Annotated in this window: 17 protein-coding genes; 5 read left to right on the plus strand and 12 right to left on the minus strand. The window is 32.7% G+C overall.

The annotated features are described in order from the left end of the window. The 3 genes from V6251_RS14365 to V6251_RS14375 all read left to right on the plus strand — a co-directional run. Window positions 1-3,441: T9SS type B sorting domain-containing protein (locus V6251_RS14365; RefSeq protein ID WP_341588871.1), on the plus strand; the 3,441-nt coding region annotated here is incomplete at its 5' end. A 52-nt stretch (window positions 3,442-3,493) separates the two neighbouring features. Further along, window positions 3,494-4,438 carry a PorP/SprF family type IX secretion system membrane protein gene (locus tag V6251_RS14370; protein WP_341588872.1) on the plus strand — a complete coding sequence of 315 codons (945 nt, stop codon included), beginning with the start codon at window positions 3,494-3,496 and terminating at the stop codon, window positions 4,436-4,438. A gap of 18 nt (window positions 4,439-4,456) precedes the next feature. Continuing rightward, window positions 4,457-6,406 (plus strand): OmpA family protein, encoded by a 1,950-nt coding sequence (locus tag V6251_RS14375; RefSeq protein WP_341588873.1) that lies wholly within the window; start codon window positions 4,457-4,459, stop codon window positions 6,404-6,406. A gap of 69 nt (window positions 6,407-6,475) precedes the next feature. On the opposite strand, the gene V6251_RS14380 is transcribed toward V6251_RS14375, so the two are convergent. Then, window positions 6,476-7,168: a tetratricopeptide repeat protein gene (locus tag V6251_RS14380; RefSeq protein ID WP_341588874.1), complete on the minus strand. Its 693-nt coding sequence runs from the start codon at window positions 7,166-7,168 to the stop codon at window positions 6,476-6,478. A 201-nt stretch (window positions 7,169-7,369) separates the two neighbouring features. On the opposite strand from V6251_RS14380, the gene V6251_RS14385 reads away from it, so the two are divergent. After that, on the plus strand, window positions 7,370-7,834 hold the full coding sequence (locus V6251_RS14385; RefSeq protein ID WP_341588875.1) for a CBS domain-containing protein: 465 nt from the start codon (window positions 7,370-7,372) through the stop codon (window positions 7,832-7,834). A gap of 11 nt (window positions 7,835-7,845) precedes the next feature. Here the strand turns inward: V6251_RS14385 and V6251_RS14390 are convergent, their stop codons facing one another. The 3 genes from V6251_RS14390 to V6251_RS14400 are packed head-to-tail and all read right to left on the minus strand — an operon-like array spanning window position 7,846 to window position 9,220. Further along, the gene (locus tag V6251_RS14390) at window positions 7,846-8,193 is read right to left on the minus strand and encodes a hypothetical protein (protein ID WP_028282374.1); all 348 of its coding nucleotides are present in this window, start codon (window positions 8,191-8,193) and stop codon (window positions 7,846-7,848) included. Between the two features lie 3 nt (window positions 8,194-8,196). Next, on the minus strand, window positions 8,197-8,727 hold the full coding sequence (locus V6251_RS14395; RefSeq protein ID WP_341588876.1) for a GNAT family N-acetyltransferase: 531 nt from the start codon (window positions 8,725-8,727) through the stop codon (window positions 8,197-8,199). Continuing rightward, entirely contained in the window at window positions 8,717-9,220 is a 504-nt protein-coding gene (locus V6251_RS14400) for a DUF6265 family protein (protein ID WP_341588877.1), read from the minus strand. Before V6251_RS14400 ends, V6251_RS14395 begins: the two co-directional genes overlap by 11 nt. Before the next feature lie 166 nt (window positions 9,221-9,386). Between V6251_RS14400 and V6251_RS14405 the strand changes: the two genes are divergently transcribed. Continuing rightward, the gene (locus V6251_RS14405) at window positions 9,387-9,719 is read left to right on the plus strand and encodes a single-stranded DNA-binding protein (RefSeq protein WP_145004476.1); all 333 of its coding nucleotides are present in this window, start codon (window positions 9,387-9,389) and stop codon (window positions 9,717-9,719) included. Between the two features lie 60 nt (window positions 9,720-9,779). On the opposite strand, the gene V6251_RS14410 is transcribed toward V6251_RS14405, so the two are convergent. The 8 genes from V6251_RS14410 to V6251_RS14445 all read right to left on the minus strand — a co-directional run bounded on the left by V6251_RS14410 (window position 9,780) and on the right by V6251_RS14445 (window position 13,664). After that, window positions 9,780-10,946, minus strand: a complete 1,167-nt coding sequence (locus V6251_RS14410) for a DUF748 domain-containing protein (RefSeq protein ID WP_341588878.1) — start codon at window positions 10,944-10,946, stop codon at window positions 9,780-9,782. Window positions 10,947-11,014: 68 nt separating this feature from the next. Beyond that, window positions 11,015-11,155: a hypothetical protein gene (locus tag V6251_RS14415; RefSeq protein WP_186439219.1), complete on the minus strand. Its 141-nt coding sequence runs from the start codon at window positions 11,153-11,155 to the stop codon at window positions 11,015-11,017. Between the two features lie 11 nt (window positions 11,156-11,166). After that, window positions 11,167-11,379 (minus strand): hypothetical protein, encoded by a 213-nt coding sequence (locus V6251_RS14420; RefSeq protein ID WP_145004470.1) that lies wholly within the window; start codon window positions 11,377-11,379, stop codon window positions 11,167-11,169. A 37-nt stretch (window positions 11,380-11,416) separates the two neighbouring features. Next, on the minus strand, window positions 11,417-11,875 hold the full coding sequence (locus tag V6251_RS14425; protein WP_341588879.1) for a ferritin-like domain-containing protein: 459 nt from the start codon (window positions 11,873-11,875) through the stop codon (window positions 11,417-11,419). 30 nt (window positions 11,876-11,905) lie between these two features. Then, entirely contained in the window at window positions 11,906-12,376 is a 471-nt protein-coding gene (locus V6251_RS14430; RefSeq protein ID WP_341588880.1) for an outer membrane protein, read from the minus strand. Between the two features lie 51 nt (window positions 12,377-12,427). Next, complete coding sequence (locus V6251_RS14435) at window positions 12,428-12,580, minus strand: lmo0937 family membrane protein (protein WP_143404008.1); 153 nt, start codon at window positions 12,578-12,580, stop codon at window positions 12,428-12,430. A 24-nt stretch (window positions 12,581-12,604) separates the two neighbouring features. Further along, window positions 12,605-13,066: a hypothetical protein gene (locus V6251_RS14440; protein WP_341588881.1), complete on the minus strand. Its 462-nt coding sequence runs from the start codon at window positions 13,064-13,066 to the stop codon at window positions 12,605-12,607. 19 nt (window positions 13,067-13,085) lie between these two features. Continuing rightward, window positions 13,086-13,664, minus strand: a complete 579-nt coding sequence (locus V6251_RS14445) for a hypothetical protein (RefSeq protein ID WP_341588882.1) — start codon at window positions 13,662-13,664, stop codon at window positions 13,086-13,088. Window positions 13,665-13,739: the final 75 nt, after the last annotated feature.

Below are 13,739 nucleotides of genomic sequence, written 5' to 3' on the forward strand. Positions count from 1 at the left end.
GTTACAGATGGAACCGATCCAAACGATCCTTGTTCTTACGATCCAGCAAATGTTACAGAAACTCAATCAGGAGACTGGTTAGCAGCAGACTGTGATGGTGATGGTGTAACTAATGAGCAAGAAGTTACAGATGGAACCGATCCAAACGATCCTTGTTCATTTACTATAGGAAGTATTACAGAAACTCAATCAGGAGACTGGTTAGCAGCAGACTGTGATGGTGATGGTGTAACTAATGAGCAAGAAGTTGCAGATGGAACCGATCCAAACGATCCATGTTCTTATAATGCAGCAAACGTAACAGTAGTTCAATCAGTAGATTGGCTTGCTTTAGATTGTGATGGAGACGGAGTAACAAACGGACAAGAAGTAATAGATGGAACAGATCCATTAGATAATTGTGATTTTGAAGGTACAAGTCAAAATGCAACACCAGATGCTACATGGTTAGCAGCAGATTGTGATGGAGATGGTGTAACAAACGAAACAGAAGTTATAGACGGAACAGATCCAACAGATGGATGTGATTTCTTAACATCAAGTATCACTTTGACAGCAAGTCCAGAATGGAATGCATTAGATTGTGATAATGATGGATTAACAAATGGAGATGAGATTAATTTAGGAACAGACCCACAAGACCCAGATACAGATGGAGATGGAGTAATTGATGGAACAGAAGTTACAGATGGTACCGACCCATTAGATAATTGTGAGTTCGATCTAGACCATCAAACATTAACAGCAGATTCTGCATGGGAAGATGCAGATTGCGATGGAGACGGAGTAACAAACGGACAAGAAGTAATAGATGGAACAGATCCATTAGATAATTGTGATTTTGAAGTTACAAGTCAAAATGCAACACCTGACGCTACATGGTTAGCAGCAGATTGTGATGGAGATGGCGTAACAAACGAAACAGAAGTTACTGACGGAACAGACCCAACCGATGGATGTGATTTCTTAACAGGAAGTATCACATTAGCAGGAAGTCCAGAATGGAACGCATTAGATTGTGATAACGATGGTTTAAATAATGGAGAAGAAGTTACAGAAGGAACAGACCCACAAGATCCAGATACAGATGGAGATGGAGTAATTGACGGAACAGAAGTTGCTGATGGAACAAGTCCAACAGATGCATGTGATTTAGACATTACACATCAAACGGTAACACCTGATACTGCATGGGAAGATGCAGATTGCGATGGAGATGGAGTAACAAACGGACAAGAAGTAATAGACGGAACAGATCCATTAGATAATTGTGATTTTGAAGTTACAAGTCAAAATGCAACACCTGACGCTACATGGTTAGCAGCAGATTGTGATGGAGATGGCGTAACAAACGAAACAGAAGTTACTGACGGAACAGATCCTACCGATGGATGTGATTTCTTAACAGGAAGCATCACATTAGCAGGAAGTCCAGAATGGAACGCATTAGATTGTGATAACGATGGTTTAAATAATGGAGAAGAAGTTACAGAAGGAACAGACCCACAAGATCCAGATACAGATGGAGATGGAGTAATTGACGGAACAGAAGTTGCAGATGGAACAAGTCCAACAGATGCATGTGATTTAGACATTACACATCAAACGGTAACACCTGATACTGCATGGGAAGATGCAGATTGCGATGGAGACGGAGTAACAAACGGACAAGAAGTAATAGATGGAACAGATCCATTAGATAATTGTGATTTTGAAGTTACAAGTCAAAATGCAACACCTGACGCTACATGGCTAGCAGCAGATTGTGATGGAGATGGCGTAACAAACGAAACAGAAGTTACTGACGGAACAGATCCAACCGATGGATGTGATTTCTTAACAGGAAGCATCACATTAGCAGGAAGTCCAGAATGGAATGCATTAGATTGTGATAATGATGGATTAACCAATGGAGAAGAAGTTACAGAAGGGACAGACCCACAAGATCCAGATACAGATGGAGATGGAGTAATTGACGGAACTGAAGTTACTGATGGAACAGATCCATTAAACAACTGTGAGTTCGATCTAGACCATCAAACATTAACAGCAGATTCTGCATGGGAAGATGCAGATTGCGATGGAGATGGAGTAACAAATGAAGATGAAGTAGCCGATGGTACTGATCCATTAGACCCTTGTGATTTAGTTTATACAAGTCAAACGGAGCCAGTTGGAACTATTTGGTTAGATGCAGATTGTGATGGTGATGGAGTTGCTAATGGGCAAGAAGTTATAGATGGAACAGATCCTACCGATGGATGTGATTTCTTAACAGGAAGCATCACATTAGCAGCAAGTCCAGAATGGAATGCATTAGATTGTGATAACGATGGTTTAAATAATGGAGATGAGATTGATTTAGGAACAGATCCACAAGATCCGGATACAGATGGAGATGGAGTAATTGATGGTACAGAAGTAACTGATGGAACGGAACCATTAGACAACTGTGATTTTGATTTAATACACCAAACCTTAACACCAGATGCAGCATGGTTATTAGCCGATTGTGATGGTGATGGAGTAACTAATGAACAAGAATTAGAGGACGGAACAGATGCGTTAGATCCATGTGATTACGAAGTGTCAAATCAGGATGTTTTAGTTGTAAGTCCAGAATGGGAAGCTATTGATTGTGATGGTGATGGAGTAACTAATGGAGACGAAATAATAGATGGTACTAATCCATTAGATGTTTGTGATTTTGTATTTACTAGTCAAACACTACCTGTAGATTTAGAGTTTACCTCTGCAGATTGTGATGGAGATGGTGTAAGTAATGGTCAAGAGATAGAAGACGGAACAGACCCAACAGATCCTTGCGACTTTATTGTGTCAAGCCAAGATGTAGTAGCGTCTGATGAATTCAATAATAGTGACTGCGATGGTGATGGTGTTTCAAATGGAGATGAAATAATAGATGGTACAGATCCTTTAGATCCTTGTGATTTTGAGTTTACAAGTCAATTAATTGATTATGATACACAAGAAGTATTAGGAGTAAGTGACGAATGGTTACTTTTAGATTGTGATGGAGACACTGTTTTAAATGGAGATGAAATTTCAGATAATAATGGTAACGGAATTCCGGATTATGATGAATTCAATAATAATGATCCAAATTCTCCAGATGACCTTGAAATATTTGATATAATGACGCCAAATGGTGACGGACTAAATGATGTATTTGTTATAAGTGGTATAGAGCAATATCCAGATAATACATTAATTATTTACAACCGTTGGGGAGTTAAAGTGTATGACGTTGATGGATATGGAACAGGTGGAAGATTCTTTAGAGGTGTATCTGAAGGTAGAGTTACTGTTAAAGAAGATGATATGCTTCCTGTAGGTACTTACTATTACGTTTTAACGTACATTAATAAACAAGGTAAGTCAGTACAAAAAGCTGGACCATTATATTTAAATAGAAAATAAATTATCTAATACCAGTAACTCGAAAGAGTTACTGGTTTAAACTTATACAAATATGAAAAATTATTGCATATTCATTTTAGCATTAATGGGTTTAGGATTTTACTCTAACCAAAGTTATGCACAACAAGATGCTCAATACACTCAATACATGTACAACACTTTAAGTGTTAATCCTGCATATGCAGGGTCAAGAGATGTTTTAAGTTTTGTGGGCTTATACAGGACACAATGGGTAGGTCTGGATGGTGCTCCAGACACCTTCACCGCATCATTACATTCTCCTGTTGGAGAGAAAGTAGGATTAGGTCTTAATATTACGCAAGACGAAATATTTATTACTAGCGAAACCTACATAGATCTTTCTTTTAGTTATACTTTAAACTTAAGTAATGATGCAAAGTTAGCCCTAGGTCTTAAAGGAGGTGGTCACTTTTTAAATATTGATACTAATAAACTAAATACTGGAGCCTTTAATGTAGGTGACTCTGATGCCCAAATAAATATTGACAATAAATTCTCTCCTCAATTCGGTTTAGGAGTTTATTATTATACTAATAAATTTTATTTAGGTTTAAGTGCTCCAAATATTTTAGAAACAGAACATTTTGATGAAAATTCAGCAAACAATAATTCGTTTGCAACTGCAACTGAAAGAGTGAATTTTTATATAATGGCTGGTAGAACTTTTGATTTAAATGAAGATTTAAAGTTTAAACCTTCAACTTTAGTAAAATTTGTTGATGGGGCACCATTACAAGTAGATTTATCTGCTAACTTTTTAATTAAAGAGAAGTTAACATTAGGAGCTGCTTATCGATGGAGCGCTGCGTTAAGTGCTATGGCTGGTTTTCAAGTGTCAGATCAAATTATGTTAGGTGTGGCTTATGATAGAGAAACAACAGAATTAAAACAATATAACGACGGTTCTTATGAAATCTTTTTAAGATTCGAATTATTCAAAAGAAATAACCGTATGGTTAACCCAAGATTCTTCTAATTCAAAATACTAATTAACATGAAAAAAATAATTACAATATGTATTAGCTTATTTTTTCTTTCAATAAATGTTTTATTGGCACAAGAGAAAAAAGCTGAAAAAGAAGGAAATAAAGAATTTGAAAATCTTGCTTTTATCGAAGCTAGACAGTCGTATTTAAAAGCTGCTAACAATGGATATAAGTCAGATCAATTGCTGAAAAATTTGGCTGATTCTTATTATTTTAATGCAGATTATAAAAATGCTGCTAAATGGTATGGGCAACTCTTTTATTCTACCGAGAATATGGATCCCGAATACATGTATCGTTATGCCTTATCTTTAAAAAGTGATAAAAGATATTTAGCCTCTGATGAAGTTATGGAAATGTTTTATGCTACTAAAGGTGAAGATTACAGAGCAAACCTTTATATAAACGAAAGAAACTATTTAGAAGAAATTGAAATGCAATCTGGACGTTTTGAGATTATAAATGTCGATTTTAATTCGGAATTATCAGATTTTGCACCTTCGTACTATCAAGGAAGTTTGATTTATTCATCAAATAGAAATGAAAGACATGCAACTAAACGTGTGCATGATTGGAATGAACAACCTTTTTTAGATTTATATAAACTAAATAGTATAGAGGTTTTAGAAACTAGTAGCTCTAAGTTTAATAAACAAATAAATTCGATTTATCATGAGTCTACAGCAGTTTTTACTAAAGATGGTTTAACCATGTATTTTACTAGAAATAATTACACCAACAAAGATTATAAGCAAGACGATAATGGTACCAATAGACTAAAATTGTATAGAGCTACCAGAGTTGATGGTGAAAGTTCAGATTGGAAAGTTCAGGAATTACCTTTTAATAGTGATCAATACTCTGTCGCGCATCCAGCTTTAAGTCCAGATGAAAAAACCTTGTATTTTGCAAGTGATATGCCAGGTACAAATGGATTATCAGATTTATACAAAGTTGCTATTAACGATAGTGTCTTTGGTGAAATTAAAAATTTAGGAAATACAATTAATACGGAAGGAAGAGAAACATTTCCTTTTATAAGTAAGGATAACAAACTTTACTTTTCATCTGATGGACATCCTGGTTTAGGAGGCCTTGATGTATTTGTATCAGAGTTTAATGAGGATAATACTCTAGGTGAAGCATTTAATTTAGGACGTCCTATTAATGGCACTGAAGATGATTTTACTTTTATCATGGATAGCGATACCAGTTTAGGTTATTTTGCCTCAAATCGTGAAGGTGGCGTTGGTGACGATGATATATACAGTTTTAAAATGTATAGACCTTTAATAAGTAAGTGTCAACAATCAATAAATGGTATTGTATTAAATAAAGAGAATGATCAACCTATTGCAAACGCAACAGTGTTTTTATTAGATGAAAATAATAAGGTTATAAATGAAAAAACATCAAGAGCAGATGGTAGTTTTGATTTTGCTTTAGATTGCGGTCAAATTTATTCTATTAGATCAACTAAAGAAACATATTCTCCAGCCGAGAAAGTGTTTAATACACCTAACATTACTGGGTCTGTTGAGCGCACGTTATTTATGAAGCAGCAAGACGATTTACCTGCTCCATTAGGTACCGATATTGCACCTTTATTGGGAATTAATATTATATATTTTGACCTTGATAAATCTTTTATTAGAAAAGACGCTGAAGTTGAATTGCGTAAAGTTATTGACTTTATGAATGTGTATTCTAAGGTGAATATAGATGTTAGATCACACACAGATAGTCGTAACACAAATCAATATAATATTGATTTATCAGACCGCAGAGCTAAATCTACAATAGAATACTTAGTAAATGTTGGAGGTATAAGTAGATCTAGATTAACTGGTCAAGGTTATGGTGAGACTCAATTAAGAAACAAGTGTAGTGATGGTGTTTCTTGTAGTGAATCAGAACATCAATTAAATAGAAGAAGTGAGTTTATAATTGTAAAATAATTATAAAGAAATTAATAAAAAAAAAGCCTTCCTGTTTACGGAAGGCTTTTTTTATACACTAAAACTAATTTAGTTTTTAGGTTGATTCTGCTGTGCTGTTAATGCGTTTTTTGCAATCAATGCCATATTAAATTCAGGCTCAATAGCCAAAGCTTTTTCTAATATTAATAAGGCTGCACTAATATTTGTGTCTTTATTTTTATTTAATAATACTAAAGCATCTAAGTAATATAAACCTGCTTTTAAAGATACAGCATAGGGTTGCTGTGTTTCGTAAAATGTTTTTCCTTGGGTGTCTTTTACAGTCGCTAAACCTAAATCAATATATTTTTTAGCTTCCGTAAGGTTGTTTAAGTTTAAATAAATTTCTGCAATCTCATAAGCTACAGGAGCGTTTGGAGATTTGTCATGCATAGCCTTGAAAAAAGGAATAGACTTATTTAAATCTCCTAAAGCTTTTAAAGCAACAGCTTTAACCTCTAAAGCGATATCAGAGTCTGTAGTCTTTTGCTCAATACCAATGGTGTTTAGGGCTTGAGTGAATTTTCCTTCATTTAAATACACATAAGCTAAGGTGTCTTTTCTTGCTTCTGATGGCTTTAAAAGGTTTAGATGTGTCAATGCATTTATAATACCTTGTACATCACCTTGAGCCTTCATTTGTTTGTAATAGGCTTCATAATGTTTTGATAATGCGTCATTAGTTTGTGCATTTGCTGTAAGACCAAAGCATAAAATTACTAGATAAAGTATGTTTTTCATTTTAAATATTTTAATTGTTCCAAAACTATAATTTTTTTTGAAGTATTTTTCTTAAATAACTAATTATTAATAGGTTGATTTTAGTAGTTGTGTAAGCCTAGTTTTACGTTAAGCTTATTCAATATTGACTATTTAGTTTGTTAATGGTTTAGGTTAAAAGATTAAAAATCAGTAACTTTAAGTAAATAAAAAATTAAAATTATGGGAATTAAAAGTTTTGAAGGTCCAAGAAAAGGACAGCAGTTAGATAGTAATCAATCGTTAAGAGTTAGTGATTATATGACTAGAGATTTGATAACATTTAAATCCACGCAAAGTGTGGAAGACGTTATTGATACTTTAATTAAGTATAAAATTTCTGGAGGACCAGTAGTAAATGATAAAAATGAATTAATAGGTATAATATCTGAAGGCGATTGTATTAAGCAGATTAGTGACAGTCGTTATTATAATATGCCTACTGAAAATAATAGCGTTGAAAAACATATGGTTAAAAATGTTGAAACCATTGATGGTAATTTAGATGTTTTTGATGCTGCAGCTAAATTTTTAGAGTCTAAGCGTAGACGTTTTCCAATAGTTGAAGATGGAAAACTGGTTGGTCAAATTAGCCAAAAGGATATTTTAAAAGCAGCAATGCAATTAAAAGGTCATAACTGGAAATAGATTTAGAATGCTTATTGACGTTTTACTAAAGCATAAAAGTCGTTTTCTAAAGGTAAGTAGCCTTGGTCATAAACAAAGTAATATATTGTACCAGCTTTGGTAGTGTATGTGCTTGTAAAATAGTTAAAATCAAAACCTTTAGCTTCAAGTTTAGTTTTTGTGGTTTTGGTTTTTTGTTCTGGATTAAGACTTTCTAAAATGCGCCAATTTTTACGTAATCGATTGTTAATGTTGCGGATTAAGTTTTTACCATCTTTATTAACCTTGTTGTTGTACGCATTCCTACAGCCATCGCTGCAAAATTTTTTATCTATGCGTCCAACTATTTTGTCTCCACACTCTGGACAGGTTTTAATCATAATTTATTTATTTTCAATTTTGTACCAACGTAAATTTAATTGTTCATGTTCAAAATAAAAATCACTAACGTAGTGTAATCCTATTTTTAAAAGTGCATTATGTGAGGCTTGGTTACCAGCTTCAGTGGTTGCATAAAGTACAGGTAGTTTCATGGTATTAAATGCATAATGCACAGCAGCTTTGCCAGACTCGGTAGCATAGCCTTTTCCCCAATAACGTTCAATTAATCTATAGCCAACATCATAGTATTTTGTAAATCCATTCATGTTGTATTCTGTGTTTAATCTAATACCAGACCAACCAATAAAATCACCTGTTGCTTTTTCAATAACAGCAAATCTACCAATACCACGATCTGCATATTGTTGTTTAACACTGTCTAATATTTTTTTAGCTTCGGCTTTAGTTTTAATGGGTTTGTTACCCAAATATCTATGTACGTTTGGATTAGCATCTAACTCAAACATACCTTCTAAATCCGTAGTTCTTAATTCTCGAAGTAATAATCTTTCGGTTTCTATATTAAAAGTCATTAGTCTTTTTATAGTTAAATTTTACTTCTTCAGTTTGTCCATTTTCTTCAATTACAACGTAGATATTAATTTCGGTATCACTAATTCTTTCAAATGTAAATTGATCAAAATATGCACGATTATTATCTATTTTTATCAATTTAGCATCTATAGTTTCGTCCTTTTCTTCCCAACCTTTAAAGTCGTTACCAAAATGTTTAAGCTGAAAAATTAAGGTGTCATCCACTTGTCTAATTCCGCCAAGTTCGTAAAAAATAACTTTACCATCGTTGACTAGTTTAAAACTAAACATCATGGAGTCACCTAGAGGAGGACTCCATATTTCTTCAGTAATACCACTAAAAGCTTCACCTTTCCAGTGACCAGCTATCCATGAGACTTGACTTAAATTGGCTTTTGGAGACGTCATGTGGTCTTCAAATTTTAAAGTATTAGTTTGTGAGTAGCTTATTGAAATAAACAACAAAAGAAGTATGGTAATTGATTGTTTCATAATGTGTTAATTGTTTTACTAATATACGCTTTTTGCGTTTACAAACGACAACAAACGTTTACAACCGACATTAAATGCGTAACTACCGAATAAAATTAGGGTGTTGTTTCATCTTTGCAGTGTCAAATGGAACTAATGATATTTGGCTTTTTAAAAACCTTATCTTATGAATACGTTAAGAAACAAAGTACAGTTAATTGGAAATCTTGGTCAAGATCCAGAAATTATTAATCTTGAATCTGGTAAAAAGTTGGCAAGATTTACGTTAGCTACTAATGAAAGTTATAAAAACACAAAGGGCGAAAAAATTACTGATACGCAGTGGCACCAAATAGTTGCTTGGGGAAAAACTGCTGATATAATTGAAAAATATGTAGTAAAAGGAAAAGAAGTTGCTATTGATGGTAAACTAACGACTAGAACTTGGGAAGATAAAGATGGTATGAAACGATATACAACAGAAGTGGTTTGTAATGAGCTATTGATGTTAGGTAAGTAATTATAGTACTTATGGGTATAAAAAAAAGGAGGCTAATTAGCCTCCTTTTTAAATTTAAGTTTATTTTTCTTCTTCACTATTTTTCTTCTCTTTCTCTTTTTGTTGCTCTTGTTTTTTTAAAACTCTTTTTTCTTTTCTAGTTAAATCTTGATCGGTAAATGCATCTTTAAATTCTATGTCATCATCAATTTCGCCTTTAAAGGCACTAATCCAACCATTTTTAAATATACCTCCTATTGTAGGTAATATTCCAGATTGTATATTATTTAAATCACCTTCCATAGGTATTTTAGTTGCTATAGTATCTGTGCTTTGGTTTTTTAAAACAAATTTGAAAAAGCCTACGAAACCTTCCCAAATGACACCAAGAACACCATCGTCTTTTCCTATTAATTTAGAGTCTTTTAAAAGCGGTTTCATATAACCTTTAAAATAACCGTCTGCTATTGCAATTTCACTGTAAAGCCCAAATTTTCCTTCCTCAAAATCAATACCACTATAGTGTCTTGTAAATGGGTTAAGACTTGTAACATTTGCATCTTCTAAAGCGAAGGAAATATCCATGTCTGGTATTTCTTTTATAATATTAATATTACCATTTAATTTTACTTTACCTTCTCCAATTGAGGTTGCTGTAGCGGTAATAGGCGAGGGAAGTATGCGGTTATTTTCTTTAACGTTTCTTAAATTGTCTGCTTGAAGATTAATATTATTAAATTGTAGGTCTATGTTAGGCTCTGTGTTAAGCTCTATGTATGCTAATTTACCGTTATTAACCGTTAGGTGGTTAATATTAATAGGTACTAAGTCTGTTAGTGCTTTTGTCCAATCCTCCACGTCTGCATCATTAGCGGTATTGGTTTGATCTTCTTTTACATATATTATTTCAGGATTATACATTACAATCTCACTTACAATGTGACCAGTGAATAATGATTTCCACTCGATGGAAATATCTGTTTTAGGAAATTTTAAATAAGGGACTTGCGTTTTAGCGCTTACTTTATTTAAATACATGTTATTAATTACATAAGCACCTCTAATTAAAGCGATATCAATATCTTCTACCTGACCATAATAACCAGGTATATCTGCTAATACTTTATTGACGTTATTTTTTACTAGTATTGGTAAGTACAACCTAAATGCAATTAATATGACAAGGATAGTTATTGGTACTATATACCGTTTCTTTTTTATACCTCTTCCTTTATTTTGAGTTGTCATTTGCTATTAGTTTATAAAAAAGGCTCACGATTTGCGAGCCTTTATTTGTATTATTTGAATTATGAGATTTAGTCTACTGCATCTTCTACATCATCTGCTGCACTTTCAACAGCGTCTTCAACTTTTTCTCCTGTGGTCTCTTCTCTACACCCTGATAGCGTTATGGCTAAACAAAACATGACTAGAAAGGTATATGATAATTTTTTCATGGCTATATGTTTTATGATTTTTCTTTGGTTTTAATTTCGTCATCAGTAATTTTCACCTTTTTATCTTCGGTTTCCATCTTGATTTTATCGTCTTTGACTTTCATCTTTGCGTCGTCGTCTTTCATCTCTTGTATAACTTCTTCTTTCTCTGATTGCTCTCTACAAGCCATAAAAGAGGTAGTTAATACAGCTAAAGTCAATACGGTATAAATTAGCTTTTTCATAATTTTTGGTTTTTAGTGGTTGTTGTAAAGGGTAGGATTATCCTATGATGTCTTCTAACCTTTTAACTGTATTTAGTGCAGATTTTACAGTGGTTAATTGTGACTGCACAATGGTTTTGATTTCTGTGTCCGAAGCAAAGTTTTCTAACTGATCTTCGTATTCTTTAACACTAGCTTTTTCACCTCTAATACATTCTTCCATTAAGGCTTCGTCAGTGTCTGTGGTTAGGGTAGATTTTACATTAATCCATCCTCTATGTAAATCGCCTTTAATTGTTCCAGAAGCTTTAGGCTCTGCATTATGTTTTCTAATTTGAAAATCTAATTCTGTTGCAAATGTATTACGTTGCAACGCTTTTTGTTGTAACCAATTTTTTAAAGGTTCGCTTTGAGCTTTGGTCATAACTTGTTTGTAACCAGCTTCTGCATCGTAATTTTTTTGTAATAATTCTTGTAATGAATTTACTAAGTCTTGATTATTTTTTGTCGTTTTCATAATATTTTGTTTTTGTGTGTTATTATTTTTTTAGAATCTGTAACGTATCCCTAAAGCGATATCAAAATCTACATCGTCGCTGTAATTATCATCAAATCCTAATTCTGGTCTAAAGTCTAAGGATAGTTGTAAAGGGATATTAAAATTATACTCGATACCAATATCTCCTGCAACTAAGGCAAAAGTTCCGTCGTTGTTACCAGAGTCATAAGATCCGACTCCTGCACCAGCACCTACGTACCAATTAAAGCTTTCGTCTAGAGGCATTACCCATTGGTATAAACCTACTAACTTAAAAACATCTAAGTTGTCTGAGTCTCTCCAACCCAAGTCAAACTCTAGTCTATTATTATCGTTTAAGTGTCTTTGGTAAGAGATTTCTGCACCTAAGCCATCATTATCTCCTAATCTTAAACCTAAAGCATTTTTTGAAATGTCTTGAGCATTTACTGTAAAGGCTGTGATGGTTACTACTATTGCTGATAATATTAATTTTTTCATTCTATTATTGTTAGTTTATATATTACTTTTTATTGATTAATTAAGCTTTGGTTATACGCCTCGTCCACCTATTAATCTTAGTAATATTGCAATTACTGCGATTACTAATAAAATGTGTATTAATCCACTTGCGCTATAGACAAAAAATCCTAATGCCCATCCAATTACAAGTATTACTGCTATGATATAAAGTAGTCCTCTCATGATATTGTGTTTTAGTTGTTATTATTATTTAGTTGATTTAAATGATTCGATAATTTTTGATTTGGCAACTTCAGTGTTTCCCATAAGTTGTACCATTTGATTAGCTTGATCTAAAGATGTTGCTACTCCAGTTGCAAACCCACGATCAGTTACAACTCCCCAAGTATAGATACGGTCTGAGTTTTTGGCACTATTTAGATAAATACTAGAAATCTCTTTTTCCAAAATTTTTGAAGCCTGTGTTAACATAGCTATTTGACTATTAGCGTCTTCTAAACTATCTGCTGTACCTGTAAACACGTCTGTCGATGTTTTTACAGTCCATTGGTATATTTTAGTTTTCGCAACCTTTTTCTTTTCTGGATCTTTATTTATAATTGACGTATTGTTGTCAAATAATTGTGTGTCTAATACATCTAACTCTGCAGCATTTACAGAAAATAGTGTTGATGTTATTATGGCTAGGGTAAATATTAATTTTTTCATAGTTAGTTTGATTTTTTTATTAGCTGTTTGTGTTTAGGACATTTAAAATATTTTTTGTCTTATTTAAGCTGTCATTTATTTTAGAATCGGCTTTAACAATTAATGTTTTAAAGTCTTTACTGTTTGATGTTTCTGATAATTTATTTAATATAAATAATTGATTATCAATTATAGATTTAAGTTTATTTAGCGCTTTAAACTTGTCTTCTTCGGTTAAGTTTATTGTTGATTTATTTAAAGGTGCCTCAGCGTAATTTGGTATTGATATTAATTTATCTGTAGCTACTTCTTGTAAATCCTCTGCAAACTCTACATGTGTTTGCTCTATTTTTTTTGCTAAATCTATAATGCTATCTTTATTAATTACTTCTTGCAACGCTTTGGTTAGGTTAATAACTTCTTGGTTGTCTTTAGATAACATTAAAAGTAATTTAGCTTCATTTTTGTTTTTATTAATTGCTTGATTTGTTAATTCTGATTTTTGATTTTCTGAATTTTTATTTTTTATTAATTCATCACAAGAGTTAAAGCTTATCCCAATCATGATTACAATAAATATGAATAACACTGTAATCTTTCTGTTTTTAAAATACTTCATTTTTCAATTCTTCATTTTGATATTACAAAGATGCAACCGACTTCAAATTTTTACGTTACATCATTTTTTGTTTTG

This window comes from Olleya sp. Ti.3.14, assembly GCF_038154885.1.
Taxonomy (GTDB): Bacteria; Bacteroidota; Bacteroidia; order Flavobacteriales; family Flavobacteriaceae; genus Olleya.

What these genes read in the sequence shown, in the direction of transcription:
- V6251_RS14370 (WP_341588872.1), top strand. Translation starts at nt 3,494, where the DNA reads ATGAAAAATTATTGCATATTCATTTTAGCATTAATGGGTTTAGGATTT.
- V6251_RS14375 (WP_341588873.1), top strand. Translation starts at nt 4,457, where the DNA reads ATGAAAAAAATAATTACAATATGTATTAGCTTATTTTTTCTTTCAATA.
- V6251_RS14380 (WP_341588874.1), bottom strand. Translation starts at nt 7,168, where the DNA reads ATGAAAAACATACTTTATCTAGTAATTTTATGCTTTGGTCTTACAGCA.
- V6251_RS14385 (WP_341588875.1), top strand. Translation starts at nt 7,370, where the DNA reads ATGGGAATTAAAAGTTTTGAAGGTCCAAGAAAAGGACAGCAGTTAGAT.
- V6251_RS14390 (WP_028282374.1), bottom strand. Translation starts at nt 8,193, where the DNA reads ATGATTAAAACCTGTCCAGAGTGTGGAGACAAAATAGTTGGACGCATA.
- V6251_RS14395 (WP_341588876.1), bottom strand. Translation starts at nt 8,727, where the DNA reads ATGACTTTTAATATAGAAACCGAAAGATTATTACTTCGAGAATTAAGA.
- V6251_RS14400 (WP_341588877.1), bottom strand. Translation starts at nt 9,220, where the DNA reads ATGAAACAATCAATTACCATACTTCTTTTGTTGTTTATTTCAATAAGC.
- V6251_RS14405 (WP_145004476.1), top strand. Translation starts at nt 9,387, where the DNA reads ATGAATACGTTAAGAAACAAAGTACAGTTAATTGGAAATCTTGGTCAA.
- V6251_RS14410 (WP_341588878.1), bottom strand. Translation starts at nt 10,946, where the DNA reads ATGACAACTCAAAATAAAGGAAGAGGTATAAAAAAGAAACGGTATATA.
- V6251_RS14415 (WP_186439219.1), bottom strand. Translation starts at nt 11,155, where the DNA reads ATGAAAAAATTATCATATACCTTTCTAGTCATGTTTTGTTTAGCCATA.
- V6251_RS14420 (WP_145004470.1), bottom strand. Translation starts at nt 11,379, where the DNA reads ATGAAAAAGCTAATTTATACCGTATTGACTTTAGCTGTATTAACTACC.
- V6251_RS14425 (WP_341588879.1), bottom strand. Translation starts at nt 11,875, where the DNA reads ATGAAAACGACAAAAAATAATCAAGACTTAGTAAATTCATTACAAGAA.
- V6251_RS14430 (WP_341588880.1), bottom strand. Translation starts at nt 12,376, where the DNA reads ATGAAAAAATTAATATTATCAGCAATAGTAGTAACCATCACAGCCTTT.
- V6251_RS14435 (WP_143404008.1), bottom strand. Translation starts at nt 12,580, where the DNA reads ATGAGAGGACTACTTTATATCATAGCAGTAATACTTGTAATTGGATGG.
- V6251_RS14440 (WP_341588881.1), bottom strand. Translation starts at nt 13,066, where the DNA reads ATGAAAAAATTAATATTTACCCTAGCCATAATAACATCAACACTATTT.
- V6251_RS14445 (WP_341588882.1), bottom strand. Translation starts at nt 13,664, where the DNA reads ATGAAGTATTTTAAAAACAGAAAGATTACAGTGTTATTCATATTTATT.